This is a genomic window from Kineosporia sp. NBRC 101677 (assembly GCF_030269265.1).
In the GTDB taxonomy this organism is placed as follows: domain Bacteria; phylum Actinomycetota; class Actinomycetes; order Actinomycetales; family Kineosporiaceae; genus Kineosporia; species Kineosporia rhizophila.
Window position 1 is genome coordinate 84,503 of record NZ_BSTA01000007.1, and the last position, 25,470, is coordinate 109,972.

General features: G+C 72.6%; 25 protein-coding genes and 1 riboswitch. Of the genes, 7 read left to right on the forward strand and 18 right to left on the reverse strand.

All coding sequences use genetic code 11. The features are described from left to right. Positions 1-104: 104 nt before the first annotated feature. Genes QSK18_RS21075 through hisI form a run of 3 tightly spaced genes read right to left on the reverse strand, consistent with a single transcriptional unit; the run spans position 105 to position 2,811 of the window. A complete protein-coding gene (locus tag QSK18_RS21075) occupies positions 105-785 on the reverse strand; it encodes a Trp biosynthesis-associated membrane protein (protein WP_285622195.1) in 681 nt (226 codons plus the stop codon). Beyond that, entirely contained in the window at positions 782-2,389 is a 1,608-nt protein-coding gene (locus tag QSK18_RS21080) for an anthranilate synthase component I (protein WP_285622199.1), read from the reverse strand. Before QSK18_RS21080 ends, QSK18_RS21075 begins: the two co-directional genes overlap by 4 nt. After that, the gene (hisI, locus tag QSK18_RS21085; RefSeq protein ID WP_232815244.1) at positions 2,386-2,811 is read right to left on the reverse strand and encodes a phosphoribosyl-AMP cyclohydrolase; all 426 of its coding nucleotides are present in this window, start codon (positions 2,809-2,811) and stop codon (positions 2,386-2,388) included. The genes QSK18_RS21080 and hisI overlap by 4 nt, the downstream gene beginning before the upstream one ends. Positions 2,812-2,954: 143 nt before the next feature. On the opposite strand from hisI, the gene QSK18_RS21090 reads away from it, so the two are divergent. Further along, positions 2,955-4,286 carry a hypothetical protein gene (locus QSK18_RS21090; protein ID WP_232815243.1) on the forward strand — a complete coding sequence of 444 codons (1,332 nt, stop codon included), beginning with the start codon at positions 2,955-2,957 and terminating at the stop codon, positions 4,284-4,286. 1,327 nt (positions 4,287-5,613) lie between these two features. Here QSK18_RS21090 and QSK18_RS21095 read toward each other — a convergent pair. Further along, positions 5,614-7,458 (reverse strand): ABC transporter ATP-binding protein, encoded by a 1,845-nt coding sequence (locus QSK18_RS21095; RefSeq protein ID WP_232815153.1) that lies wholly within the window; start codon positions 7,456-7,458, stop codon positions 5,614-5,616. Further along, the gene (locus tag QSK18_RS21100; RefSeq protein WP_285622202.1) at positions 7,455-9,311 is read right to left on the reverse strand and encodes an ABC transporter ATP-binding protein; all 1,857 of its coding nucleotides are present in this window, start codon (positions 9,309-9,311) and stop codon (positions 7,455-7,457) included. Before QSK18_RS21100 ends, QSK18_RS21095 begins: the two co-directional genes overlap by 4 nt. 199 nt (positions 9,312-9,510) lie before the next feature. On the opposite strand from QSK18_RS21100, the gene QSK18_RS21105 reads away from it, so the two are divergent. Beyond that, the gene (locus QSK18_RS21105; protein WP_285622205.1) at positions 9,511-10,149 is read left to right on the forward strand and encodes a TIGR03085 family metal-binding protein; all 639 of its coding nucleotides are present in this window, start codon (positions 9,511-9,513) and stop codon (positions 10,147-10,149) included. A 122-nt stretch (positions 10,150-10,271) separates the two neighbouring features. Here QSK18_RS21105 and hisF read toward each other — a convergent pair whose 3' ends face one another. Beyond that, entirely contained in the window at positions 10,272-11,042 is a 771-nt protein-coding gene (hisF, locus tag QSK18_RS21110; protein WP_232815156.1) for an imidazole glycerol phosphate synthase subunit HisF, read from the reverse strand. A 24-nt stretch (positions 11,043-11,066) separates the two neighbouring features. On the opposite strand from hisF, the gene QSK18_RS21115 reads away from it, so the two are divergent. Genes QSK18_RS21115 through QSK18_RS21130 form a run of 4 tightly spaced genes read left to right on the forward strand, consistent with a single transcriptional unit; the run spans position 11,067 to position 13,359 of the window. Continuing rightward, the gene (locus QSK18_RS21115) at positions 11,067-11,672 is read left to right on the forward strand and encodes a nucleoside/nucleotide kinase family protein (RefSeq protein WP_232815157.1); all 606 of its coding nucleotides are present in this window, start codon (positions 11,067-11,069) and stop codon (positions 11,670-11,672) included. 4 nt (positions 11,673-11,676) lie between these two features. Then, entirely contained in the window at positions 11,677-12,282 is a 606-nt protein-coding gene (locus QSK18_RS21120) for a MauE/DoxX family redox-associated membrane protein (RefSeq protein ID WP_332879958.1), read from the forward strand. A 22-nt stretch (positions 12,283-12,304) separates the two neighbouring features. Further along, the gene (locus QSK18_RS21125) at positions 12,305-13,060 is read left to right on the forward strand and encodes a DsbA family protein (protein WP_232815159.1); all 756 of its coding nucleotides are present in this window, start codon (positions 12,305-12,307) and stop codon (positions 13,058-13,060) included. Continuing rightward, positions 13,060-13,359: an Rdx family protein gene (locus QSK18_RS21130; RefSeq protein ID WP_232815160.1), complete on the forward strand. Its 300-nt coding sequence runs from the start codon at positions 13,060-13,062 to the stop codon at positions 13,357-13,359. Before QSK18_RS21125 ends, QSK18_RS21130 begins: the two co-directional genes overlap by 1 nt. 3 nt (positions 13,360-13,362) lie before the next feature. Here QSK18_RS21130 and QSK18_RS21135 read toward each other — a convergent pair whose 3' ends face one another. From QSK18_RS21135 to rpe, 6 genes are all read right to left on the reverse strand, one after another. Continuing rightward, complete coding sequence (locus tag QSK18_RS21135; protein ID WP_285622218.1) at positions 13,363-13,812, reverse strand: PH domain-containing protein; 450 nt, start codon at positions 13,810-13,812, stop codon at positions 13,363-13,365. Positions 13,813-13,814: 2 nt separating this feature from the next. Then, complete coding sequence (locus QSK18_RS21140; RefSeq protein ID WP_285622219.1) at positions 13,815-14,078, reverse strand: phosphoribosyl-ATP diphosphatase; 264 nt, start codon at positions 14,076-14,078, stop codon at positions 13,815-13,817. A gap of 121 nt (positions 14,079-14,199) precedes the next feature. After that, a complete protein-coding gene (gene ribH, locus QSK18_RS21145; RefSeq protein WP_232815163.1) occupies positions 14,200-14,685 on the reverse strand; it encodes a 6,7-dimethyl-8-ribityllumazine synthase in 486 nt (161 codons plus the stop codon). 28 nt (positions 14,686-14,713) lie between these two features. Further along, the gene (locus QSK18_RS21150; RefSeq protein WP_232815164.1) at positions 14,714-16,000 is read right to left on the reverse strand and encodes a bifunctional 3,4-dihydroxy-2-butanone-4-phosphate synthase/GTP cyclohydrolase II; all 1,287 of its coding nucleotides are present in this window, start codon (positions 15,998-16,000) and stop codon (positions 14,714-14,716) included. Continuing rightward, complete coding sequence (locus QSK18_RS21155) at positions 15,997-16,653, reverse strand: riboflavin synthase (protein WP_232815165.1); 657 nt, start codon at positions 16,651-16,653, stop codon at positions 15,997-15,999. The genes QSK18_RS21150 and QSK18_RS21155 overlap by 4 nt, the downstream gene beginning before the upstream one ends. 128 nt (positions 16,654-16,781) lie before the next feature. Further along, a riboswitch (FMN riboswitch) is annotated at positions 16,782-16,915 on the reverse strand. 106 nt (positions 16,916-17,021) lie between these two features. Beyond that, positions 17,022-17,681, reverse strand: coding sequence for a ribulose-phosphate 3-epimerase (rpe, locus tag QSK18_RS21160; protein WP_232815166.1), 660 nt, complete (start codon positions 17,679-17,681; stop codon positions 17,022-17,024). 57 nt (positions 17,682-17,738) lie between these two features. On the opposite strand from rpe, the gene QSK18_RS21165 reads away from it, so the two are divergent. Continuing rightward, the gene (locus QSK18_RS21165) at positions 17,739-18,152 is read left to right on the forward strand and encodes a PPOX class F420-dependent oxidoreductase (protein WP_232815167.1); all 414 of its coding nucleotides are present in this window, start codon (positions 17,739-17,741) and stop codon (positions 18,150-18,152) included. Between the two features lie 19 nt (positions 18,153-18,171). On the opposite strand, the gene QSK18_RS21170 is transcribed toward QSK18_RS21165, so the two are convergent. The 6 genes from QSK18_RS21170 to metK all read right to left on the reverse strand — a co-directional run bounded on the left by QSK18_RS21170 (position 18,172) and on the right by metK (position 25,392). Further along, on the reverse strand, positions 18,172-19,737 hold the full coding sequence (locus QSK18_RS21170; RefSeq protein ID WP_232815168.1) for an RsmB/NOP family class I SAM-dependent RNA methyltransferase: 1,566 nt from the start codon (positions 19,735-19,737) through the stop codon (positions 18,172-18,174). After that, positions 19,734-20,720, reverse strand: a complete 987-nt coding sequence (gene fmt / locus QSK18_RS21175) for a methionyl-tRNA formyltransferase (RefSeq protein WP_232815169.1) — start codon at positions 20,718-20,720, stop codon at positions 19,734-19,736. The genes QSK18_RS21170 and fmt overlap by 4 nt, the downstream gene beginning before the upstream one ends. Positions 20,721-20,739: 19 nt before the next feature. Then, complete coding sequence (gene def, locus QSK18_RS21180) at positions 20,740-21,285, reverse strand: peptide deformylase (RefSeq protein WP_232815170.1); 546 nt, start codon at positions 21,283-21,285, stop codon at positions 20,740-20,742. 16 nt (positions 21,286-21,301) lie between these two features. After that, positions 21,302-21,841: a hypothetical protein gene (locus QSK18_RS21185; protein ID WP_232815171.1), complete on the reverse strand. Its 540-nt coding sequence runs from the start codon at positions 21,839-21,841 to the stop codon at positions 21,302-21,304. 78 nt (positions 21,842-21,919) lie between these two features. Further along, on the reverse strand, positions 21,920-24,115 hold the full coding sequence (locus QSK18_RS21190) for a primosomal protein N' (RefSeq protein ID WP_232815172.1): 2,196 nt from the start codon (positions 24,113-24,115) through the stop codon (positions 21,920-21,922). An 86-nt stretch (positions 24,116-24,201) separates the two neighbouring features. Further along, positions 24,202-25,392 (reverse strand): methionine adenosyltransferase, encoded by a 1,191-nt coding sequence (gene metK, locus QSK18_RS21195; protein WP_232815173.1) that lies wholly within the window; start codon positions 25,390-25,392, stop codon positions 24,202-24,204. Positions 25,393-25,470 lie beyond the last annotated feature (78 nt).

Below are 25,470 nucleotides of genomic sequence, written 5' to 3' on the forward strand. Positions count from 1 at the left end.
TTCTGTCGGCTGATTCAGCCGGGCCTGCAGGGACGATATCGGTTCACCGGCCGGCCGTCGCGGCACACCCCCTGGCCGGCGGTCAGGGGGTGTGCCGCGGTGGCTCAGCTGCGGTCGGACCCGTTCGGGGCCGGGTCCGACGTCAGGTCCTCGCCGCGGTTCTGCGCGTCCCAGACGTCCGCGGAACTGGACCATCCACCGACGGCCGGGCGCCCCTCGTCCTCGATCGGGCTCTTGGTCGCCTCCCGCTCGAACCGCTTCCCGCCCACCGGCCAGGACCGGCTGCCGAGTACCCCGAGCAGCCCGGCCAGGACGATCACCAGGGCGCCGGCGACGTAGATCCAGCCCCAGCCGTTCAGGCTGGTGGTGAAGGTGAAGCCGTCGACGAAGTCGCCGCCGCCGAGGCTGAGTGTGTCGCGCACGGCGTTCCCGGCGGCCTCGTCGGGCTTGCTGAGGGTGGCCACCCCGCTGTAGGCCAGCGCCGCCCCCGCAACGAGCACGCCGAAGGGGATGAGGAAACGCACGACCCGGCCGGCAATGGTCAGCACCAGTGAGGCGGCGGCCACGGCGAGCGCCACCGCCGTGCCGGCCGGGGCCGCCGTGGCCCCGCTGATCTCCAAGTCACCGAACGAAGCAAGGTTGACCACCTGGACGGTGCCCCAGGGTCGGGAGACCCCCAGCAGGATCAGACCGGCACCGAGCAGCCCGGTCATCACCACCGTGCGACGCCCGGTGAGGCTCGCCCACCGGGAGCCCGCCGACGCAGAGGCGGGTTGGGCGCTCACTGGCGCCCCTCGTCCATTGTTTGGTTCTCTTCGGCGACCTCACGGATGGTGGCGGCCACCGCCACTGCGCGCAGGACCGCGGCGGCCTTGTTCCGGCACTCCTGGTCCTCGCTCTCCGGTACCGAGTCGGCCACGATGCCCGCGCCGGCCTGTACGTGAGCCACCCCCTCACGCAGCAGCGCCGTACGGATGGCGATCGCGAAGTCCATGTCCCCGGCCACGTCGAGGTAGCCCACGACGCCTCCGTAGAGGCCGCGCCGGACCGGCTCGAGCTCGTCGATCAGTTGCATCGCGCGGGGCTTCGGAGCGCCGGAGAGGGTGCCCGCCGGGAAGGTGGCGCGCAGGACGTCGTACGCGCTGTTCCCCTCCGCGATCCGGCCCTCCACGGTGGAGACCAGGTGCATGACGTGGCTGTAGCGCTCGACCTCCATGAAGTCGACCACCTCGACGCTGCCTGCGACGCAGACCTTCTGCAGGTCGTTGCGGGCCAGGTCGACCAGCATCAGGTGCTCGGCGCGTTCCTTGGCGTCTCCCAGCAGGTCCTCGGCCAGGTCGTTGTCCTCACCGGCGGTGGCGCCCCGGGGACGGGTCCCGGCGATCGGGTGCGTGATCGCCCGGCCGTCGGTGACCTTGACCAGCGCCTCCGGGCTGGAACCGACCACCGCCAGTTCACGGCCGGCCGCGTCCTCGGTGCGGTAGAGGTACATGTAGGGGCTGGGGTTGGAGGCCCGCAGCACCCGGTACACGTCGATCGCGTCGGCCGGGCAGTCCAGGTCGAAGCGCTGCGAGAGCACCACCTGGAACACCTCGCCGTCGACGATGCCGCGCTTGCCCTGCAGGACCGAGGCGATGTAGTCGTCGCGCCGGCTGCGCTCGCGGGGCTTCAGGTCGGTCGGCGCGGGGGCGTGCACGGCGACTGTGCTCGGCGCGGGCTCGGCCAGCTGACGGGTCATCCGGTCGAGCCGGGAAACGGCGTCGGCCCAGGCCTCGTCGACCCGCTCGTCGGTCCCGTCGTAGTTCACCGCGTTGGCGATCAGCAGCAGCGTGCCGTCGGAGTGGTCGAGCACGGCCAGGTCGGTGGCCAGGCTCATGGCCAGTTCCGGCACCTCGAGCTCGTCCTGCGGCGGGTTGGGCAGCTTCTCCCAGCGACGCACCGCTTCCCAGCCGACGTAGCCCACCATTCCCCCGGTCAGCGGAGGCAGGCCCGGCAGGCGGGGGGCCCGCAGTGCCTCCACCGTGTCGCGCAGGGCGGCCAGCGGGTCTCCCCCGGTCGGGACGCCCACCGGCGGGTCACCGATCCAGTGCGCCACCCCGTCGCGGGCGGTCAGCGTGGCCCGGCTCGCGGCACCGACGATGCTGTAGCGCGACCAGACCCCGCCGTGCTCGGCGGACTCCAGCAGGAAGGTGCCGGACCGGTTGCCGGCCAGCTTGCGGTAGACGCCGATCGGGGTCTCGCCGTCGGCCAGGAACCGGCGCACCACCGGGATGACACGGCGGTCGGCGGCCAGACGCCGGAAGCCGTCGAGGTCCGGCCAGGTGCCGCCGAAGCCCAGGTCGGTGGGGACGGTCTCCTGAGTGTCTTCGGCCGGGCTGGTCACGCTCACGCGGGGGACTCCTCGGTCTGGTTGTTCGGCGGGGTGAGCACGGGGCCGGTGACCGCGTCCAGCCGGTCGGCGTCGAAGCAGGTGCGGTCGCCGGTGTGGCAGGCGGCGCCGACCTGGTCGACGGTCACCAGCAGGGCGTCGCCGTCGCAGTCCAGTGCCACCGACTTCACCCACTGCACGTGGCCGGAGGTGTCGCCCTTGCGCCAGTACTCCTGGCGGCTGCGGCTCCAGAAGGTGACCCGGCCGGAGGTCAGCGTGCGATGCAGAGCCTCGTCGTCCATCCAGCCGACCATCAGCACCTCGCGGGTGTCCCACTGCTGGACCACGGCGCTGACCAGGTTGTCGGCGTTGCGGCGCAGTCTCGCGGCCAGGGCGGGCTCCAGCGGGGAGCCGGCGGAAGGATCTACTGGGGTCGCACTCACCGGCCAATAGTGGCATCGCCGGGGTGCAGGCCGTGTGGCCCCACCCCTGACTTGGGCTCGAAGGACTGCCGTTACCTGTCTACACAGGCGTTTCACACCTCGTTAGCGTGCGCGACCCCCTGCGTTCACTGAATGATGGGGTTATGCCCACTCTGCTTCACATTGGCGCTCCCAAGACCGGGACCACGGCGATCCAGGCCTCCCTGGAGGATCTGAAGAGCCGCTCGCCCGGCGGTCTGGAGGCGTTCGGGCTGAGCATGCCCGGGACTCCGCTGGAACAGGCCCGGGCCGCCCTCGGAGTGCTCGGCCAGGGTGTGGGCTGGCAGGCCGGTGAACGCGCACACAGCGATCGGCACTGGCGGCGGCTGCTGGCCCAGGCCGCACCAGGGCTGCGCTTCGTGTCCAGTGAGTACTTGTGCGAGGCGACGCCGGAGGTCGCCGACCGGATCGTGGCCGACCTGGGTGGGCGGGGCCAGGTGCGGGTGGTGCTGACCCTGCGGCCGCTGACCCGGATCATGCCGTCGGCCTGGCAGCAGTACCTGAAGAGCGGTCACCAGCTGGACTACGCGCAGTGGTGCTCGGCGATGCTCGCATCACCACCGAAGCGGGGTGTCACACCCTCGTTCTGGCGGCGTCACGACCAGGGGGCGGTGCTCCAGCGCTGGACCGAGGCGGCCGGTGCCGAGAACCTCACCACGGTGGTGCTCGACCCGGCCGACCGGGGCCTGCTGATGCGGACTTTCGACGATCTCCTGCACCTTCCGGCGGGGACGCTCACCGGGGTGCGGGGTGGGCGGCAGAACCGGTCGATGTCGGCGGCCGAGACCGAGTTGTTCCGTCGGCTGAACGTGCAACTGCGCGAGCGCGACTTCCCCTGGAGGGAGTACGCCGACCTGGTCCGCTACGGCTCGGTCCTGCGGACCGTGGAGCTCATGCCTTCCGACGAGGAGGCCGCCGTTCACACCCCGGAATGGGCGGTGGAGCGCGCGGTCTCGCTGGCCCAGGGCTACCGGGACACGATCAGTGCCCTGGAGCGGGAAGGAATGACGGTGATCGGGGACGCGGACCTGCTGACCGAGGCCTACGCCGGTGCTCCGCAGGCTGCCCCGGCCCCTGGCCTGGTGCCGGTGGACACTGCGGTGCAGGCAATTCTCGGGGTGGTCTCGAGGGCCAGCAGCGGCAATGCCTTCTTCCCGGACGAGGTGGCACGCGGCATCGGCGAGCAGGACGGGCTGCCCGGTTCGGCCCGGTCGCAGAAGGAGTTGGCCCGGGTAGAGGATCTCTCGGCCCGCGAGATCAGCGAGGTGCTGGCCGGGCGACTGCGCAAGGGTGTGCAACGCCGCTATCGCAAGCAGCGGCGTCGGCTGCAGCGCATCGCGGACCGGCACGCCGTCTCCCTGCCACGGGCCCGGGACCGCAGTGGGGACGAGGTCTTGCACACGGCCGCCGCGGATACACCGGATCAGTTCGGCTGACCGGGTTCGGCGGGCTGTCCTTGGCTGGTTCTTGGGTGTGGAGAACTGCCCTCGGTGTGGTGGGGCCGGTCTGCGAGTGCTTCGGTGTGGCGGGTGGTTTCGGTTGCCGGGTCTGATAGGTGGCCTGGCACGCAGGGTGGCTCGCGGTGGCGGCTTGGCTGGGCCGCGGGCGCTCAGGGGTCGGCCGCGGTCGACGACTGGCTGGCGGGGGGCGGGCATGGGACTGGCTCAGCGATTGCCGGTGACGGGTAGGGCGGACTCGTTCCGCGGTCGCCGGTGACAAGCAGGGCGGACTGGCTCATCGATCGCCGGTGACAAGCACGCCGAACCGGCACAGCGATCGCCGGAGGCAGGCCGGGCGGGCGGGTTCGGTGGTCGCCAACTGGCGGGCTCAACGTGTGAATAGAGTCTCGCCCTGGCTTCACCTGGCCGACGCGGCCTTCGTGATGAGGATGGCCGAGACGATCTGTCTGCTGGATAGGGGACTTTCTTTACGCATAGTCCGAGCATCTTCCAGCCCGTCGGTCGGACGGCTTGCCCAAGCTCAGTCTTGGGTCGGTCGCCCGCACTTCTTGGTCGGCGCCGTCCCGGCGTGCGGTCTTCTGAAGGAGAAGTGATCGTCCGGCCCCTCCCCAGTGCCCCCGTTCCTGGCCTTCGCCACCAGGGCCGGGCAAGGAGACGCCGCGCTGACGTCAGCTACCTGGACCGGCCGGCGCCCCCAGATCGGCCCAGCCCACCGGGGGCTGGTCTGGGGTCGGTCGGGCCGGGGTGGGGTTGGGTCGGTCGGGCCCGGGTGGGATCAGTCGGGCCCGGGTGGGATCAGTCGGGCCGGGGTAGCTGGGCGGGTCGGTTGAGGCCGGCCGGGTGGGAACGGGCCGGTTGAGGCCGGCCGGCTGGAACGAACTAGTTGGGTGGGCCGGTTGGGTGGGCCGCCCGGGTGAGTGGGGCAGGGCAGGCCGGTTGAGCAGGGCGGGCCGGTTGAGGCCGACCCGGTGGGAACGGGCCGGCTGAGGCCGGCCCGGTGGGAACGGGCCGGCTGAGGCCGGCCCGGTGGGAACGGGCCGGCTGAGGCCGGCCCGGTGGGAACGAACCGGCTGAGGCCGGCCCGGTAGGAACGAACCGGCTGAGGCCAGCCCGGTAGGAACGAACCGGCTGAGGCCAGCCCGGTAGGAACGAACCGGCTGAGGCCAGCCCGGCGGGAACGAACTGGTTGGGTGGGCCGGTTGGGTGGGCCGCCCGGGTGAGTGGGCAGGGCCGGCCGGTTAAGCAGGGCGGGTTGGTTGGGTGGGGCGGGTTGGTTGGGTGGGGCGGACGGTTGGGTGGGTGGTCAGGTGTTGGTGGTGGGTTGGGAGGTCTGGTTGCGCCAGGAGGCGTACATGCGCTGGTAGGGCTCGCAGCGCTGGAGCAGTTCTAGGTGGTGGCCCACGTCGGCTACCTCGCCCTTGTCCACCACCACGACCAGGTCGGCGGCCTCGGCGGTGCTGAGGCGGTGGGCGATCGTGACCGAGGTGCGGCCCCGGGTGATCCCGTCGAGGGCGGCCTGGAGCTTGACCTCGGTGGCCGGGTCGACGGCCGAGGTGGCCTCGTCGAGCACCAGCAGGTCGGGGTCGGCCAGGTAGGCCCGGGTCAGGGCGAGCAGCTGCCGCTCACCGGCCGAGAGCGACTCGCCGCGCTGGCCGACCGGGGTGTCGAGGCCCCGGGGCAGGCCCTCGGCCCACTCGAGCAGGCCGAGCTCGGCCAGGGCCTCGCCGACCTGTTCGCGGGTGGCTCCCTCGCGACCCCAGGCGATGTTGTCGGCGAGGCTGAGGTCGAACAGGAAGCCCTCCTGCGGCACCATCACGATGCGCGAGCGCAGGTTGGCGAAGCTGATCCGGCGCAGGTCCTCGCCGTCGATCAGGACCCGTCCGGTGGCCGGGTCCATCAGGCGGGTGAGCAGTTTGGCGAGAGTGGTCTTGCCGGAACCGGTCTCGCCGACCACGGCCACGCGCGCCCGTTCCGGGATGGTCAGGCTGACGTCGCGCAGCACCGGCTCACCGCCGGGGTAGGCGAAGGTGACGTGCTCGAAGCGGACGCCGATCGGGCCCCGGGGCTGGCTCACGCCCTGCTCGCCCGGGTCGACCACGTCGGCCGGGGTGTCGAGCACCCCGATCACCCGGCGCCACCCGGCCGCCGCGTTCTGCAGCTCGTTGAGCACCTCGGTACCCATCTGCACCGGCTGGGTGAACAGCTGGACCAGGAACAGCACGGCCAGCAGCTCGCCCAGGCTGATGCCGCCGTCGATGCCGAGCGCCACCCCGGCCACCACCACCGCGGCCACCACCAGCCCGGACATCAGCACACCGCCGGTGAACGAGAACGCGACCAGGATCTGGGCCCGGGTGGCGGAGCGGCGGTGCCGGTCGATCGCCGTGTCGACCCGGGCCTGGGTGCGGTTCTGCACCGCGTAGGCGCGGATGGTGTCGGCGCCGACCACCGCCTCGGAGATCGCGCCGAGCATCTCGCCGACCCGCTCGCGGACCGCGGCGTAGGCCACCGAGACCCGGCGCTGCAGCGGCCGGGCGATCAGGAACAGCGGCAGGAAGCAGGCCCAGACCAACAGGGTGAGCTGCCAGGAGTAGACCGCCATGACGATGGTGGCGACCAGCAGCTGCCCGGCCGAGAGCACCAGGATCAGGCCGCCCCACTGGACGAAGGTGGAGATGGTGTCGACGTCGGTGGTGACCCGGGCCACCAGGGCGCCGCGCCGCTCGCTGTTCTGGGTGAGCACCGACAGGTCGTGGATGTGCCGGAACGCCTTCACCCGCAACGTGGCGAGCCCGGCCTCGGTGGCGGTGAACAGCCGCACGTTGCTGACGTAGGAGGCCACCGCGGTGATCGCCACGCCGGCCGCGACGGCGGCGACCAGGCCGGCGACCAGGCCCAGCCGGACCCCGTCGCCGCCGGAGAGCCCCCGGTCGGTGGTCTGCTGCACGGCGACCGGTACCAGGATCCGGCCGCAGGTGGCGACCAGCGCCAGCAGCAGGGTGAGCCAGATGCCCTGGACCAGCTCGGGTGAGATGGCCACGCCCCGCCTGATCACCTGCCAGGCGGTCAGCTCGGTACCGCTGAGCCCGGGCCGGCGGCTCTCCGGGCCGGCCACCGGTTCGGTCTTCTCCACTGCGGTGGCGCTCATCGCCGCGTCATCTCCGTCAGGTCCTCGGCCTCACGGTCGAGGTCTTCTCGTTCTTCGTCGTCGTGGTCGTAGGCGGTGACCAGCCGGCGGTAGCCCGGGCTGCGCGCGAGCAGCTCGGCGTGCGTGCCACGGTCGGCGATCCGGCCGTTCTCGAGGTAGGCCACCTCGTCGGCCAGGGCGATGGTGGCCCGCCGGTAGGCGATCACCACCACCGTCACCGAGGCGTCGGCCGGGTCTTCGGACAGGGTGCCCAGCCCGGCCAGGATCTCGGCCTCGATGCGCGGGTCGATCGCCGACGTCGCGTCGTCGAGCACGAGCAGCCGGGGCCGGCGGACCAGGGCCCGGGCCAGTGCGAGCCGCTGGCGCTGCCCGCCGGACAGGTCGGCCCCGCGCTCGCCGATCACCGTGTCCAGCCCCAGCGGCAGGTGCCGGACGAAACCGTCGGCCCGTGCCACCTCCAGCGCCCGCCAGACGTCCTCGTCGGAGAAGCGGGCGTCGCCCAGGGTGACGTTGTCGCGGACCGTGTCGTTGAAGACGAAGGTGCCCTGCGGGACCAGCGCGGCCAGCTCGGCCACGCCGCCCGGGCGCAGGTCGCGCACGTCGGTACCGTCGAGCCGGACCGTGCCCTTGGCCGGGTCGACCAGCCGCACCAGCAGGGTGGCCAGGGTGGACTTGCCCGCCCCGGTGGGTCCGACCAGGGCCAGGGTGCGCCCGGCGCCGACCTGGAGATCGATGTCGTGCAGCACCTCGTAGTGGTCGCCCTCGTTGTCGGCGTAGGCGTAGGCGACCTCTTCGAGCTGCACGGCCACGGCGCCGCCGGGGGCGGGCTCGGCCTGGCCGTAGGGCATCGACGCCGTCTCGGACAGCACCGCATTGGTGCGCTCCCAGCCCACCACCGTGCGCGGGATCTCGCCGAGCACCCAGCCCATCGAGCGCAGCGGGAACGCCACCAGGCTGAGCAGGTAGGCCACCTGCACCACGTCGCCGGTGCCGGCGTGCCCGTTCTGCACCCGCCAGGCCCCGACGCCCAGCACCGCCAGGGTGCCGAGGGTGGGGATCGCCTCCATCAACGGGTCGAAGGCGGCGCGCAGCCGGCCGGCCCGGACGTTGGCCACCCGCAGCTGGGCGGCACGGGCGGCGAAACGCTCGGTCTCGGAGGCCTCGCGGCCCAGGCTCTTGACCACCGCCGCGGCCTCGAGGCTCTCGTGCGCCACGCTGGAGACCTCACCGCGCTCGGCCTGGGCCCGGGTCACCGCCGGGGACATGTAGCGCTGGTAGACCGCGTTGAGCAGGACCACCCAGGGCAGCACGAGCAGGCCCACCGCACCGAGCACCGGATCGGCCACGAGCATGGCGGCGCCGGCCACCAGCAGCATGACGAACACGCCGATCGCCATCGGCAGCGGCGCAAAGACCATCCAGGTGGCCTCGACGTCGGCGTTCGCGTTGGACAGGAGCATCCCGGCCGGGTGCCGGTGGTGCCATTCCAGCGGAAGGCGCAGGTACTGCCGGGTGAGCAGCCGGCGGTAGCGGGCCATCAGCCGGTAGGACGTCAGCCCGGCCGCGACCCGCCGGCCGACCACACCGATCGCGGTGAGCACCGCGACCCCGGCCAGCAACAGCCCCGCGCGGGCGAGCTCACCGCCCTCGATCCGCCCCGCCTCGAACGCCGGGGTGAGCACCTTGTCGGTGATCCGGCCGAGCAGCCAGCCACCACCCGCCGTGCCCGCACCGTAGAGCGCGGACCCCAGGACGGCCGCCGCGAAGATCAGCGGCTCCTGCCGGATACCGATGCCGATCACCTTGAGACCACGCCAGAGCGTGCCCTCCTGCCCACCGACCCGCTTCACCACGCGGGTACCTCCTGTCAACGCTCACGCAACGTTCTGGAGCGGACTTCGCCCGCGACCGCCTGCCACCGGAAAGGAATCTAGACGGCACCACCGACAGAACCGGGTCGGACGCGGCACCCCCACCGGCCGCCCCGAAGGGGACGCAAGGGGGCACAACGCCACGTCGAGGAGTGGCCGCCTCCTGTGTCAAGGTGAGCGCATGCCCTCGCATTCCGCAGCCGAGCGCCAGGCTCTGGCCGACGCCCTGACCGAGGCCGGCCCCGGCGCCCCCACCCTCTGCGCCGGCTGGACCACCACCGACCTCGCAGTGCACCTGGTGGTCCGGGAGAACCGGCCGCACCTGCGGGTGGCGGGCGCGATCGCGCCGCTGCGCGAGTGGTCGCAGCGCCAGGAGGCGGCGGTCGCCGGGCGGCCCTATCCGGACCTGGTCAGCACCTTCCGCAACGGCCCGGCGCGGACCAGCCCCTTCGCCCTGCCCAAGGTCGACGGGCTGGCCAACCTGCTCGAGCACTTCGTGCACTGCGAGGACGTACGCCGCGCGGGCGAGGGCTGGGCCCCGCGCAAGCTGCCCTCGGACCGGCAGGCGGCGATCTGGAAGAACGTGACCAGCCCGTTCGTCAAGGCCCTGATGCGCCGCTCCCCGGTCGCCGTCAGCCTGCAGGTGCCCGGCGGTGAGCCGGTGCCGGTGCTGCGGCGGGAGGGCCCGGGCGTCGTCCTGCGCGGTGAGCCCGGCGAACTCGCCCTCTACATCTTCGGCCGGAAGGACCAGGCGCAGATCGACATCCTGGGCCCCGAGGACGCCGTGGCCCGGTTCCGCGAGGCCCCGATGCGCACCTGAGAACCGCCCCCGGGCCGGCCGCAGGCACGGACTCGCGCCAGACCCGGCCCAGGGCGCGTCTTGTAAGTCGCTGCCGTAGCGAGGAGGTGCCCGGCAGTAGGCATGGACTTACAGAACACGACCTAGCGGACCGGGACCCCGCTCGCCCGCAGCGTGTCCTTCACGTCGCCGATGGTCAGCTGCTGGAAATGGAAGACGCTCGCGGCCAGCACCGCGTCGGCACCCACCGCCACGGCCGGCGGGAAGTGCTCGAGCGCGCCGGCCCCGCCGCTGGCGATCAGCGGTACGCCGACCTCGTCGCGCACCAGGCGCAGCAGCTCCAGGTCGAAGCCGTTACGGGTGCCGTCGGCGTCCATCGAGTTCAGCAGGATCTCCCCGGCGCCCAGCTCGGCCCCGCGAGCGGCCCAGTCGACCGCGTCGATGCCGGTGCCCCGGCGCCCGCCGTGCGTGGTCACCTCGAACCCGGACGGCGTCACCGTGCCGGGCGGGCACCGCCGGGCGTCCACCGACAGCGTGAGCACCTGGGCGCCGAACCGGTGCGCCACCTCGGCCAGCAGCTCGGGCCGCTGGATCGCCGCGGTGTTGACCCCGACCTTGTCGGCCCCTGCGCGCAGCAGCCGGTCGACGTCGTCGACCGAGCGCACCCCGCCCCCCACGGTCAGCGGGATGAACACCTGCTCGGCGGTGCGGGAGACCACCTCGTACATCGTCTCGCGGCCCCCCGAGGAGGCGGTCACGTCGAGGAAGGTCAGCTCGTCGGCGCCCTCGGCGTCGTAGCGGGCGGCGAGCTCGACCGGGTCACCGGCGTCCCGCAGCCCCTCGAAGTTGACGCCCTTGACGACGCGCCCGGCGTCGACGTCCAGACAGGGAATGACTCGCACGGCAACCGGCACGACCGACAGCGTAGTGTCCGCCGGATGAGCCCCGAGCAACGGCTGTGGCCGGAGGAGTACGTCGGCCACCTGCTGCGTCTGGTCGCTGCGGCCCGTACCCGGGCCGACGGAGCCAGCACCACCGTGCTGGCGGTGGACGGACCGAGCGGCTCCGGGAAGTCGACTCTGGCCGACCAGTTGGTGGCTGCCCTGGAAGGGACGGCGGCCCTGGTGCGGATGGAGGACCTGTACCCCGGGTGGGACGGTCTGGAAGCCGCCACCGAGCGGCTGGCCACCGAGGTACTCCCCCCGCTGCTGCGCGGTGAGCCGGCCGAATTCGCGCGGTGGGACTGGACCCGTGACCGCTATGGCCCGGATCGGGACGTAGTGCCCAGCAAACTGGTGACCATCGTCGAGGGAGTGGGCTCCGGGACCCGCGCCGCCTCGTCCTCAATTTCTGCTCTGGTCTTCGTGGACGCCCCTGAGCAGGTGCGCCATGGCCGGGCGATGGCCCGGGACGGGGAGGGCTATCGGCCCCACTGGGAACGCTGGGCGGCACAGGAACGGGCCTATTTCGCCCGTGAACGACCCCGGGACCGGGCAGCTCTCACGTTCCTTCCAGGGTGCGTCCAGGGTCCGGGTCTACGCTGACCGCGTGTCCAGGTGGGGAACGAATTTCACTACGGCCGCACGATCACGCTGGGTTGGGCCGGTGCTCCGGGTGCTCGTCGCCGGGGTGTTCCTGTACACCGGCTGGGCCAAGATCCAGGACATCGACGACACCATCCGGTCGGTGCGCAACTACCAGCTGCTGCCCGAGGCGGTCGTGCCGACGGTCGGCTCGGCCCTGCCGGTGGTGGAGCTGATCCTGGGTGCCCTGCTGCTCGCCGGTCTGCTCACCCGGTTCACCGCGGTGCTGACCGGGCTGGTGAGCCTGGCGTTCTTCGCCGGGGTGGCCTCGGCCTGGGCGCGCGGTCTGCAGATCGAGTGCGGCTGCTTCGGCAACAGCGGGTTCACCAGCAACCCGACGCCCGGCTACGTGCGGGAACTGCTGCTCAACGGGGCGATCATGCTCGCCTGCGCCGCCCTCGTCCGCCTCGGCCCGGGCCGGTTCGCCCTCGACGAGAAGCTCGGCCTCTCTCCGACTGCAGAGCCGGACCGAGGGCCGGACGGGGAGCCGGACGGGCCGGGCGACGACTTCGACGACGAGGACACCGCGGCCGAGACCGTTCCCGGCCGCGAGAACCGGCACCAGCAGTAGAAGCAGAGCGAGAGGCACAGACATGACGAGCGGACGCTCGACCCGGGAAGCCCGCCAGGCCAAGGTCGCGCAGTTGCGGGCCGACACGGCGAAGGCCGAGGCCAGACGGCGCACCCTGGTGGTCGGCAGCGTGGTGGCAGTGCTGGTGGTGGTGATCGTCAGCGTCTTCGTGGTGGTCCAGAACACCCGCCGGGACGACGCCACCTCCAGTGCGGCGACCCCGGCCAACATCGGCTCGGACAACTCGATCGTCGACGGCCCGGACAGCGCGCCGGTCAAGATCGTGATCTACGAGGACTTCCAGTGCCCGTACTGCGCCCAGTTCGAGGCCGCCAACCGGGAACAGCTGGCCGACTGGGTGGCCGCCGGCGACGTGCAGGTCCAGTACCGCCCCATCGCCTTCCTCGACTCGGCCTCCACCGACAAGTACTCCACCCGTTCGCTGAACGCCGCGGCCGCAGTGGTGAACTCGGCGCCCGACGCGTTCCTGGAGTTCCACAACCTGCTGTTCGAGAACCAGCCGGCCGAGGGCGGCGCCGGCCTGACCGACGACCAGCTGATCGACTACGCGGTGCAGGCCGGTGCCTCCGAGGCCGAGATCCGCACTGCCGTGGAGGATCTCACCTACGAGGGCTGGACCGCGCGGGTCACCGAGGCCTCCTCGAAGGCCGGTGTCTCGGGCACCCCGACCGTGCAGGTGAACGGCACCGCGCTGGAGAACCTCGACGCAGCCTCGCTGAAGAGCGCGGTGGACGCGGCCCTCACGGACGCCGAGTGATGGCCGGCCGGGTCTCAGTCACCTACTGCACGCAGTGCAACTGGCTGCTGCGAGCGGCCTGGGTGGCCCAGGAGCTGTTGCAGACGTTCGGCACCGAACTGACCGAGGTGGCCCTGGTTCCCGGCACCGGAGGCATCTTCCAGGTGCACGTGGGCGAGACCCTGGTGTGGGACCGCAAGGCCGACGGGGGCACACCCGACATCGTCGAGCTCAAGCGCCGGGTGCGGGACATCGCCGCCCCCGGCCACGCGCTCGGACACGCCGACCGGGCCGCCGCCCGCCGGAACCAGGAGACCTAGGAACTAGGAACGGTGGTGGTAGGCGACCAGCGTGGCCAGACGTTCGGCCTCGGCCTGGGCCGGGGCCCCGTCGGCCCGCTGGATCGCCATCACCGCCACCGGGTCACCGTCGGCGGTGGCCAGGGTGACCCACGGGTCGCTGCCCGCGTAGTGCACGTCCTCGATCTCGGACCAGCTCAGCTTCCGGGTCAGCAGGATGTTGCGCACGGTCAGGCCGTCCGGCCCGGGCGTGGCCCGCACCCCGCCGAACCGGCTCATCCCCCAGCCGATGAAGCCGGCCACGCCGATCATGCCGAGCCGGTCCCAGATGCCCACCGGATCGGGCCCGGACCAGGGCAGCAGCAACGCCCAGGCGCCGATCGCCAGGGCCTGCCCGACGCCCATCACCCAGGCCGCCAGCCGGCCCCGGCGGGAGACGAAGGGCCGGTGCAGCTCGGCCACCCGGTCGGTCACGGTCACAGGTGCTTGTACACGTCGTCGAGCCCGATGCCCTTGGCGATCATCATCACCTGCAGGTGGTACAGGAGCTGGGAGATCTCCTCGGCGGTGCGCTCGTCCGACTCGTACTCGGCCGCCATCCACACCTCGGCGGCCTCCTCGACCACCTTCTTGCCGATGCTGTGCACACCTGCGTCCAGGGCCGCCACCGTGCCGGAACCCTCCGGACGGGTCTGGGCACGCAGGGTCAACTCGGCGAACAGGTCATCGAACGTCTTCACGGCCATGAGACTAGCCGGGCTCCTCGGCGCAGCGGACAGCCGGGACCACAGACGTACGGCTTGAGGACGTCTGTGGTCCCGTAACGCCCAACAACTTAAGGACGTTTGTGGCTGGGTAACGTCAGGCCGGCACCGGAGAGGGCAGGTCGCGGAGGGCGGCGGCGGCCGCAACGGCCGCGGTGGCCGCCTCGTGCCCCTTGTCCTCGTGCGAGCCCTCGATGCCGGCGCGGTCCAGGGCCTGCTCGATCGTGTCGCAGGTGAGCACCCCGAAACCCACCGGGACCCCGGTGCGCACACTGACGTCCGTAAGCCCGTTGGTCGCCGCCAGGCAGACGTAGTCGAAGTGCGGCGTGCCCCCGCGCACCACCACGCCCAGCGCGACCACGGCGTCCACCCCGGAGGCGGCCAGCCGGGCCGCGGCCACCGGCAGCTCGAAGGTGCCGGGCACGGCGATCTCCACCACGTCCTTCACCCCGGCCTCGGCCAGGCCCCGGCGGGCGCCGTCGACCAGGCCGTTCATCACCTGCTCGTGCCATCCGGCGTAGACCAGGCCGACCCGCACCTGCGAGCCGTCCACCGTGATCGTCGGCGAGCCCTCGCCACTCATCTTTTCTCTCCTTCGGTTCGGCCGTGCGTCAGATCGCGTCGAGCTGGTGACCCATCAGGTCCCGCTTGCTGGCCAGGTAGGCCTGGTTGTGCCGGTTCAGCCCGACCTGCAGGCCGATCCGCTCGGTCACCGTGATGCCGTGCTCGGCCAGCCCGGTGAGCTTGGCCGGGTTGTTGGTGAGCAGGCGGATCGAGTCCAGGCCGAGGTCGTCCAGCACCGCCGCGGCGGCGCCGTACTCACGGGCGTCGGCGGGCAGGCCCTGGGCGGTGTTCGCGGCGACCGTGTCGAGGCCGGCGTCCTGCAGCTGGTAGGCGGTGAGCTTGGCCAGCAGGCCGATCCCCCGGCCCTCGTGGCCGCGCAGGTAGACCACCACGCCCCCTTCGGCCGCCACCTGCTCCATCGCCGCGGCCAGCTGGGGACCGCAGTCGCACCGGCTGGAGCCGAAGGCGTCGCCGGTGAGGCACTCGGAGTGCACCCGCACCAGGGCACCGGCCGCCGCCGGCTTCCCGGCGACCAGGGCCACGTGCTCGTGTCCGGTGAGCATGTCCCGGTAGGCGATCGCCCGGAAGTCGCCGTGGCTGGTCGGCAGAAGACTGTCCGCCACCCGGCGCACCCGGGGCGGCGCCTGCACCGGCGCCTCCGGCTCGACGGCCGGGTGCTCGCGGCGGTAGGCGACCAGGTCCTCGATGCTGATCAGCGGCAGGCCGAACTCGTCGGCGAGGGCGCGCAGGCCCGGCAGCCGGGTCACCGGGCCGGCGTCCTCGACCACCTCGGCGAGCACCCCGACCGGGGGCAGACCGGCCAGCTCGCACAGGTCGACCGCGGCCTCGGTGTGACCGCGGCGCTGCAGCACGCCACCCGCCCGGGCGCGCAGCGGGAACACGTGGCCGGGACGCACCAGGTCCTCGGGCACGGTCTGCCCGTCGGCCAGCAGGCGCAGCGTGACCGAGCGGTCGGCGGCGCTGATGCCGGTGGCGATGCCGGAACGCGCGTCCACCGAGACGGTGTAGGCGGTGCGCATCGACTCCTCGTTGCGCTCGACCATGTGCGGCAGCTTCAGCGCGTCGGCCCGTTCGTCGGGCATCGGCGCGCACAGCACGCCCGAGGTGTGCCGGATGGTCCAGCCCACCCACTCCGGCGAGGCGTGGACGGCGGCCATGATGACGTCGCCCTCGTTCTCCCGGTCGGCGTCGTCGACGACGAGCACCGGCAGGCCGGAGCGCAGCGCCTCGATCGCCTTCTCCACCGGGTCGAGGTGGATCTCGCCGGCCAGGGCGGCCTCGTCCCAGCTGATCTCCTGCAGGTCGCTGCTCATCGTGCTGCCACCGTCTCTTCCGTGGTCCGGGGGGTCTGGAGCGGGGTCTGGAGGTGGTTCAGCCGTTCCACGTACTTGGCCAGCACGTCCACCTCGATGTTCACCGGCTCACCGACCGCACGGTGGCCGAGCGTGGTGCGGGCCAGGGTCTCGGGGATCAGCGACACCGTGACCACGCTGCCCTCCCCCGGGGCCAGATCGGTGAGCTCGGCCACCGTGAGGGAGACGCCGTCGAGCGTGATCGAGCCCTTGGCCACCACGTAACGGGACAGGTCGGCGCCGACCGCCACCCGGACCAGCTCCCAGTGGTCTCCGGGGACGCGCTCGAGCACGGTGCCGGTGCCGTCCACGTGACCCTGGACGACGTGCCCGCCGAACCGGCCGTTGGCCTGCAGGGGGCGCTCGAGGTTGACCCGGGCCCCGGGGACGGCGGTGCGCAGTGAGCTGCGGCGGAGGGTCTCGGCCATGACGTCGGCGGTGAACGTGTCACCGGCCAGTTCGACCACGGTGAGACAGACGCCGTTGACCGCGATGGACGCACCGGGGACGGCGTCGGACGTCACCACCGGGCCCCGCACGGTGACCCGGGCGGAATCCTGCCCGGGGACGAGCTCGACGACCTGACCCAGCTCCTCGACGATGCCGGTGAACATCTGTGACCCTCCCGCCACGCGATTCGCGGGCTCCGGGGGTTCACGACGCGAGCAGCACCGGCCGGTCAGGACCAATGAGCGTCATCCGGTGCACGACAGCGCCTCCCCGAGGGAATCGCCGACGAACACCGCGTGCTGCCTCCCATCCGGACTTTCACCGTCGGTCCTGGAATTCCACCAGATCAACCGGCCGCCAGGTTCGACGGACGGGTCGCGGACTATAACCGCCGGCTCGGAATTACACCGACCCCGGAGCACGCTTGCCTGTATTCGCGGTACCCACCTGGGGCACCGATCTGGCCAACAGTCTGCCACCCAACCTTGTTCCCGGGAACGGGAGGTGCTGGGTAGCGCGGATCACAACCCGTTCAGCAGGCCTTCGCCGCCAGCTCACGCAGCTCGGCGATGCTGGCCGCCGCGTCCTCGGCGCCGTAGACCGCCGAGCCGGCCACGAACACGTCGGCCCCGGCCTCGGCGCAGCGCTCGATGGTGGCCGCGGACACTCCCCCGTCGACCTGGATCCAGACGTCCAGCCCGGCGGCGCCGACCGCCTGCCGGGTGCGGCGGATCTTGGGCAGCATCGACTCCAGGAACGGCTGGCCGCCGAACCCGGGCTCGACCGTCATGATCAGCAGCATGTCCAGCTCGGGCAGGAGCTCGAGGTAGGGCTCGATCGCGGTGGTGGGCTTCACCGCGAGCCCGGCCCGCGCGTTCTGCTTACGCAGCTCACGGGCGAGCCGGATCGGGGCGGCGGCGGCCTCGGCGTGGAAGGTCACGCTCTGCGCACCGGCCTCGGCGAAGGCCGGGGCCCAGCGGTCCGGGTCCTCGATCATCAGGTGGCAGTCCACCGGGATCGGCGAGACCTTCAGCAGCGACTCCACCACCGGCAGGCCGAGGGTGAGGTTGGGGACGAAATGGTTGTCCATCACGTCGACGTGCGCCCAGTCGGCGCTGGAGATCCGCCCGAGTTCCTCGCCGATCCGGGAGAAGTCGGAGTTCAGGATGCTGGGAGAGATCTGGATGCCCACGGGCCGAGCCTAGTGCGCTCTTGACCTCAAGCGCGCTTCAGCTCCGAGGATCACCGCATGAGTGCTTCGACACGCCCCGAGAAGGCCGCCGACGAACTGACCCCGCAGATCCTGGCCTACCTGGCCACCCAGACCCTGGGCCGGCTGGCCACGGTCGACAGCCGGAACGCCCCGCAGAACAGCCCGGTCGGCTTCGCCCACAACGCCGAACTGGGCACCATCGACATCGGCGGCTGGAACCTGGCCGAGTCGCGCAAGTTCCGCAACGTCCTGCACAACCCGGCGGTCTCGCTGGTGGTGGACGACATCGCCTCGACCGATCCGTGGGCGGTCCGGATGGTGGAGATCCGGGGAACGGCCGAGGCGCTGACCGACGTGCCCGGTGAGGACGGCACCACCCGGCCGCTGATCCGGGTGCACCCGCGCCGGATCATCAGTTTCGGCCTGGACGGCGAGGCGCCACCGGCCTGACCGGCTCAGCCGCGCCGGCTCAGCTCCGCCGGCGCAGCAGCGACAGGTACATCGAGTCGGTGCCGTGCAGATGCGTCCACAGCTGCACGTCCGGCCCCTCCCCCAGCATCAGGTCGTCGTGGTCGGGCAGGCGGCGCGAGCCGATCAGGTCGCGCAGCACCCCGGGCGAGTCCAGGCGCTCCACGTCGTCCCGCCCCCGCAGCACGTCCTCGACCACCAGCCGGGTCTCGGCCGGGTGCGGCGAGCAGGTGGCGTAGGCCACCACGCCGCCGGGGCGGACCGCGGCCAGCGCCGACTCCAGCAGGGCGCGCTGCAGCGGGGCCAGCGAGGTGAGGTCGGCCGGGGTGCGCCGCCAGCGCGACTCCGGGCGACGGCGCAGCGCGCCCAGCCCGGTGCACGGCACATCGACCAGAACCCGGTCGTAGCGGCCCGGTTCGGCCTCGCCGACGGTGCGCCCGTCGCGCACCCGCACGTCGTAGGCGGCCCGGACGGCGGCCAGCGACTGCTGCACCAGACCGGCCCGGTGCTCGGCCGCCTCGACCGCCACCAGCTCCGCGTCGTCGCCGACCAGACCGGCCGCGTGGCGTTCGGCCAGCAGCGCGGCCAGCAGTGCGGCCTTGCCTCCCGGGCCGGCGCACAGGTCGAGCCAGATGCCCCGGTCGGTGCCGGTGGTGGCCGCGTTGGCGGCGGCCAGGGCGACCAGCTGGCTGCCCTCGTCCTGCACCCGGGCCCGGCCCTGGCGGATCGCGGCCACGTCGTCCGGCGCCCCCTTGAGCACGGCCGCGACCGGCGAGAGCAGGCCGGCCTGGGCGTGCGGGCCGTCGGTCAGCTCGTCCACGTCGGACAGACCGGGCAGTGCCGCCGCCGCCACCGCCGGCCGGGCGTTGTGGGCGGCGAGCAGGGCCGGAAGTTCCTCGGCCGGGCGGCCGCTGCCCCGCAGGGCGTCACGCAGCGCGCGCACGATCCACTCGGGGTGGGAGTAGCGCACGGACAGGTTGCCGTCGGGGTTCGTGGCCGGGTCAGGAGCGACCCGTGTCATCCACTCCTCCTCGTCGCGCTCGCCCACCCGGCGCAGCACGGCGTTGGCGAAGCGGGAGGCGCCCGAGCCGCTGACCGAGCGCACCAGGTCGACCGTGGTGGACACGGCGGCGTGCGGAGGGACGCGCATGTGCAGCAGCTGGTGCACGCCCAGGCGCAGCGCGTCGAGCACCGCCGGGTCGATCTCGGCGAGCGGCCGGTCGGTGCCCCCGGCGATGATCGCGTCGTAGCTGCCGCGACCCCGCAGGGCGCCGTAGGCCAGCTCGGTGGCCAGGCCCGCGTCACGCCCGCGCAGGTGGGCGCGGCGCAGCATGCCGGGCAGGATCAGGTTGGCGTAGGCGTCGCGCTCGGTGACCGCGCGCAGCGTCTCGTACGCCACCTTCCGGGCCGGGTCGACGGAGACCGGACGACCACCCGATGGACGACTGCCCGCACCTTCGCGGGTACGTCCCGGCTGCGCGGCGTCGCGGCCGCCACTGCGACCGGGTTTGCCGCCGGCGCGGCGGGGCGGGTTGGACGGCCGCCCAGCCGAGGCCTGCTTGCTCACGATGCTCCCTCGGAAGCCGCACCCGCGCTGGGAGCCAGGCCCGCCTCGTCTTCAGTCTCGAACCGTTCTCCGGCGGACGGGCGCGCCCCGCGCGCCCAGTCGACCGCAGCCATGGCCTTCTTGCCCGCCGGGCGCACCTCGCCGAGGGCCACGGCACCGGTCGCCGTACCCACGTGCACGGCCTTCTTCAGCACCCGCAGCTCACCCGGGGCCAGCGGTTCGGCCTCCTCGGAGAGCGGCTCCACCGGCCCGAGCCCGAGCCGCGCTCCGCGGAACGTGGTCCAGGCACCGGGGGCGGGAGTGCAGCCACGCACCCGCCGGTCGATCGTGACGGCGTTCTGGGTCCAGTCGACCCGGGCCTCCTCCACCGTGATCTTGGGCGCCAGCGAGACCCCCTCCTCGGGCTGGGGCCGCGCCTCCATCTCCCCCGCCTCGAGGCCGTCGAGCACCGCGACCATCAGCCCGGACCCGCCCTCGGCGAGCTTGTCCAGCAGGTCGCCGGCGGTGTCGCGGGGACGGATGGTCTGCGTCATCACGCCGTAGACCGGCCCGGTGTCGAGGCCCTTCTCGAGCTGGAAGACCGACGCGCCGGTGACCTCGTCACCGGCCATCAGCGCGCGCTGCGCCGGGGCCGCGCCGCGCCAGGCCGGCAGCACAGAGAAGTGCAGGTTGATCCAGCCGAGCCGCGGGATGTCGAGCGCGCGCTGGGGAACCAGCGCGCCGTAGGCGATGACCGCGACACAGTCCGGAGCGAGCTGCTCCAGCTGCTCCAGGAACTCCGGGTCGCCGGGCCTGGCCGGCTGGTACACGGGGATGCCGTGCCCGTCGGCCCACTGGCCCAGGGGCGAGCGGGAGACCTTACGGCCCCGCCCGGAGACCGCGTCGGGCCGGGTGAGGACGGCGATGATCTCGTGGCTGGAGGCGCGGATCGCCTCGGCCGGGGGCAGGGCGACCTCGGGGGTGCCCGCAACGATGATGCGCAAGGGAATGTCTCGCTGACGTCTAGATGGCTCGCCCGAAGGTGGCGTGCGGGCTGACCTTGACCTGCGGCGCGGCCGCGCCGTTCCACTCCGCCTCGCGGATCGCCTTCAGCGCCAGCTTGCGGGTGTCGCGGTCGAGCCGGTCGATGAACAGGATGCCGTCGAGGTGGTCGGTCTCGTGCTGGATGCAGCGGGCCAGCAGCTCGCTGCCCTCGATCTCGACCGGCTCGCCGTGCTGGTCGAAGCCCTTGGCCACGACCCGCAGCGCGCGCCGGGTGTCGAACACCAGGTCGGGCAGCGACAGGCAGCCCTCGCCGCCCTCCTGCTCCTCGACCGACAGGTCGAGGTCGGGGTTGATCAGGTGCCCGAGCTGCCCGTCGACGTAGTAGGTGAACACCCGCAGCCCGACGCCGATCTGCGGAGCGGCCAGGCCGGCGCCCGGCGCGTCCATCATCGTGTCCTCGAGGTCCTTGACCAGGGTGCGCAGCTCACGGTCGAAATCGACGACCGGCTCGGCCTTGGTGCGCAGCACCGGGTCACCGAACAGTCGGATGGTCTGGATAGGCACCGCACGAGTCTACGGGTCAGGCGTTCGGCCTCTGCAAAAGCTCGGGAGCGGAGCCGGAACGGACCTGTCGGCCGGCCGTACGGGCCCCGGCCAGACCGGGCCCGAGCACCGGCTTGAGATTCGGGGAGGGCAGGCGGATCCGGCGGGCCCGGGCGACCCGGGGGGTGTTCGGGCCGGGACCGGGCGGCCGGATCAGGTGGATGAACTCGTCCCGCTCCTCCACGCTGACCAGCAGGGTGGTGAGCGGCGCGGACCGGCCCAGGACCCGGGCGTGGACCCCGGTGCCGAGCTGGATCCGGACCAGGTCGCGGCGGCTCCCGTTGACCAGCCAGGTACCCCGCCAGCCGTGCACGCCCACACTGACCACCCTGCGGTCGTCGGGCTCGACCACGGCGATGGCGTACCGCGGGATACTGACCTGAAAGGCCCAGCCCAGGTACACCCGCACGGTGTCCTGACTCACCCGGACGCCACTGGTCGCGGGCCCACACCCGAGTCCGCCCAGCAGCTGGCGCAGTCCCGGCGCGTAGGCGATCCGGAACTCCCTCTCCGACATCTGGCATCACCTCTGCCACGACACTACGGCGGTCGGAGGATCCTGGCGAGGGCTGCGGACTGCGCCGTTGGGCTGGTGTCAGCCCGGGTTGAGCGGGTCGAGCTGGATACGGGTGGCGCCGGGCTCCCGCCGGGAGCTACGGATCGCCGCGGCTGCGTGCAGGGCTTTGGCCAGCACCGCGAGCTCCTGGCGGGGAGCCCGCAGCAACACCCTGACCTGGGTCTCGTCGATCTCTTCGGCCGGTTGCGGCGGTGGGGAGGGCTCTTCCAGCCCGGCCAGTTGCGGGCTGGGCCGGGGCAGTCTGCGCCGGGGCTGCGGCTTGGCCGGCTGAGGCTTCGAGGACTCCGGGCGGGGCGGGCCGGGGGCCTCGAAGATCTCGGTGGGGCCCAGGGTCTGCGTGCCCTCGGGCAGCTGGGCCGTGCGCACGAGCGAGTTGACCGCCGTGGCCGAGCCGGTGACGTCGGCGAGCACCACCGCGGGCGGGAAACCGAGTTCGGTGCGCTCGTCGAGCTCGCGATCGGCCTGGGTGCCCGGGTCGATCCGGACCAGCGCCTGCACGGCCGGGGCCTGCGGATCGGCCGCGATGATCACAGAACCACCAGAGGACGATGGGCGCACCTGGGCGGCGGCGCCCAGCCAGCGTCTCAGGGCGTCTTCGCTCGCGCGCAGATCCGGGCGTTCGAGCAGGCGCCCGGCGTCGAGCAGGACCGCAGCGGCGTAACCGCCCTCGGCCGGGGGTTCGATGCCCGGGGTGGACACGACCAGTGCGTTGGCCGGGACGTGAGGGGTGGGCCCGTCGGCCTGGGGCACCACCACTGCGGCGCCGGAGAACGCCTGCCCGAGCTCTTCGGCGGTGCGCCCGACCCCGACCGTGGTGGCGCGCAGGCGGCGGCCCTGACAGTTGCCGCAGCGCCAGGCCGCGGCCACCCGGCCGCACCAGCGGCACTCGGGCAGGGCGGCCTGGTCGGGATCGCGGGAGGCCCGGCCCGAGGAGGGCAGACCGACCGGACCGTGGCAGTGCCCGCAGCGGGCCGGGTGCCGGCAGTCCTGGCAGGCCAGGCCGGGCAGGTAGCCGGCCCGCGGCACCTGGACCAGCACCGGGCCGCGCCGCAGACCGTCGCTGATCGCCCGCCAGGCCGAGCTGGGCAGCCGGCCGTGGGCCGAGGGGTCGTCCTGCCCGCCGAGGGCGGTGGCCGCCACCTGAATCCGGGGCCAGGCCCCTCGGACCACCTGACGGTCGGCCACCACCGGGCGGGCCCAGCCGGTGCGCAGCCAGGCCGCGCACTCGACCGAGCGCGACCACGAGCCGGCCACCAGGGCCGCCCCTTCGAGCTCGGCACGCACGGCCAGCACCTCACGGGCGTGCGGGTAGGGGGCGCGGGGCTCGGCGTGCATCTCGTCGCCGTCGTCCCAGATCGCCACCAGCCCCAGGTCGTGCACCGGGGCGAAGGCGGCGGCGCGGGTCCCGATCGCCACCCGGACGTCGCCCCGGGACAGCGACAGGAAGTTGCGGTAGCGCGTGGTCGGGCCGAGATCGGCCTCCAGCCGGGCGTGGCGGCCGGCCCCGAGCCGTTCGGTGAGCACCTGGTCGAGCGCATCCACGTCGCGCTTGTCGGGCAGCACGACCAAGGAGCCGCGCCCGGCGTGCAGCGCGGTCTGGACGAGGGTGGCCAGGTCTTCGCACCAGGCCCGGCCCGGCAGCGCCGTCCACACCGCGCGGGGTGCGTCGCCGGCCGCGATGCGGGCCAGCAGGGCCGGGCCGGCGCGGTAGTTCTCCCACCCCTGCGGCGCGACCGGGCCGGTGAGCGGCTCGAGCGGTTCGGGGCGCGGGGCCTGCTCGACCCGGGCGTGGCGGGGTGGCACGGCCAGCCGCAGCACGTCGGTGAGGTTGCCTGCGTAGCGCTCGGCGACCGCCTGGCAGAGCTTCAGGACCGATGGGACGAGCACCGGCTCGGGCGAGACCACCCGGCGCAGTGGGGCCAGCTTGCCCTGGTGCTCGGTCTCGGCCACGCGCTCGAGCAGATAGCCCTCGATGTCCTGCCCGCCGAAACGCACCCGCACGCGCACGCCGGGCTGGGCTGCGGCGGACATCGGCTCGGGCACCAGGTAGTCGAAGACCCGGTCGAGGTGAGGCAGCGGCACGTCTACCGTGACCCGCCCGACCGGCAGCTCGGCGGCTGCGGCGGCAGGCGGTTTCGGTTTACGGCCCCGGGTGGCGGCGCGGAGCAGTTCCAGCTGGTCGCCGGAGCTGCTGGCGTCGGATCCCGTGCTCATGAGGTGCCACGTTAAAGCACGCACGGCCGTCACCCCTGCGGGTGACGGCCGTGCTGTGGATTACGGTGCTGAACCGGCGATCAGGTTCAGCCGATGGCCGAGCGCAGGGCGTCGACGCGGTCGGTCTGCTCCCAGGTCATCCCCTCCAGGTCACGGCCGAAGTGGCCGTAGGCCGCGGTCTGGTGGTACTTCGGCTTCAGCAGGTCCAGGTCACGAATGATCGCGGCCGGGCGCAGGTCGAAAACCTCCTTGATCGCCGCGGTGATCCGGTCGATCGGAGCGGTCTCCGTGCCGAAGGTCTCCACGTACAGGCCGACCGGCTGAGCCTTACCGATCGCGTACGCGACCTGGACCTCGCACCGCTTAGCCAGACCAGCAGCGACCACGTTCTTGGCCACCCACCGCATCGCGTACGCCGCGGAACGGTCGACCTTTGAGGGGTCCTTGCCGGAGAACGCGCCGCCGCCGTGGCGGGCGAAACCACCGTAGGTGTCCACGATGATCTTGCGCCCGGTCAGGCCGGCGTCACCCATCGGGCCACCGACCTCGAAACGACCGGTCGGGTTGACCAGCAGCCGGTAGTCGGACGTGTCGATCGAGACGCGCTCCAGGACCGGCTTGATGACGTGGTTGACCACGTCGGGCAGCAGCAGGTTCTCCAGCGACACGTCAGCGGCGTGCTGCGACGAGACCACGACGGTGTCGAGGCGGACGGCCTTGTCGCCGTCGTAGGCGATGGTGACCTGGGTCTTACCGTCCGGGCGCAGGTACGGGACCTCGCCGGACTTGCGGACCTCGGTCAGCCGCTCGGCCAGACGGTGCGCCAGCCAGATCGGCAACGGCAGCAGCTCCGGGGTGTCGTCGTTGGCGTAACCGAACATCAGGCCCTGATCGCCGGCGCCCTGCAGGTCGAGGGGGTCTTCCCCGGCCTCGACGCGGGCCTCGTAGGCGGTGTCCACACCCTGGGCGATGTCCGGAGACTGCGCACCGATGCTGACCTCGACGCCGCAGGAGTTGCCGTCGAAGCCCTTCGTGGAGGAGTCGTAGCCGATGTCCAGGATCGTCTTACGCACGATCGAGGGAATGTCGGCGTAGGCCTTGGTGGTGACCTCACCGGCGACGTGGACCAGACCGGTGGTGACCATGGTCTCGACCGCGACACGGGAGGTGGGGTCCTGCTCCAGCAGAGCATCCAGGACCGCGTCACTGATCTGGTCACAGATCTTGTCGGGGTGCCCCTCGGTGACGGACTCGGAGGTGAACAAACGGTCAGACACGGCACTCCCGAAGGGTGATGACGAGGAGAAGTTTCGGACGAGGTTGCAGTGGCGCCGCGCACCACGAAACGGACGTCG

Coding starts and splice junctions, on each gene's coding strand:
- QSK18_RS21105 (WP_285622205.1), top strand. CDS start 9,511: ATGCCCTCGCATTCCGCAGCCGAGCGCCAGGCTCTGGCCGACGCCCTG.
- ribH (WP_232815163.1), bottom strand. CDS start 14,685: ATGAGTGGCGAGGGCTCGCCGACGATCACGGTGGACGGCTCGCAGGTG.
- QSK18_RS21130 (WP_232815160.1), top strand. CDS start 13,060: ATGGCCGGCCGGGTCTCAGTCACCTACTGCACGCAGTGCAACTGGCTG.
- QSK18_RS21165 (WP_232815167.1), top strand. CDS start 17,739: ATGAGTGCTTCGACACGCCCCGAGAAGGCCGCCGACGAACTGACCCCG.
- QSK18_RS21190 (WP_232815172.1), bottom strand. CDS start 24,115: ATGAGCACGGGATCCGACGCCAGCAGCTCCGGCGACCAGCTGGAACTG.
- QSK18_RS21115 (WP_232815157.1), top strand. CDS start 11,067: ATGAGCCCCGAGCAACGGCTGTGGCCGGAGGAGTACGTCGGCCACCTG.
- QSK18_RS21150 (WP_232815164.1), bottom strand. CDS start 16,000: ATGAGCAGCGACCTGCAGGAGATCAGCTGGGACGAGGCCGCCCTGGCC.
- QSK18_RS21155 (WP_232815165.1), bottom strand. CDS start 16,653: ATGTTCACCGGCATCGTCGAGGAGCTGGGTCAGGTCGTCGAGCTCGTC.
- QSK18_RS21095 (WP_232815153.1), bottom strand. CDS start 7,458: ATGAGCGCCACCGCAGTGGAGAAGACCGAACCGGTGGCCGGCCCGGAG.
- QSK18_RS21185 (WP_232815171.1), bottom strand. CDS start 21,841: ATGTCGGAGAGGGAGTTCCGGATCGCCTACGCGCCGGGACTGCGCCAG.
- QSK18_RS21125 (WP_232815159.1), top strand. CDS start 12,305: ATGACGAGCGGACGCTCGACCCGGGAAGCCCGCCAGGCCAAGGTCGCG.
- QSK18_RS21090 (WP_232815243.1), top strand. CDS start 2,955: ATGCCCACTCTGCTTCACATTGGCGCTCCCAAGACCGGGACCACGGCG.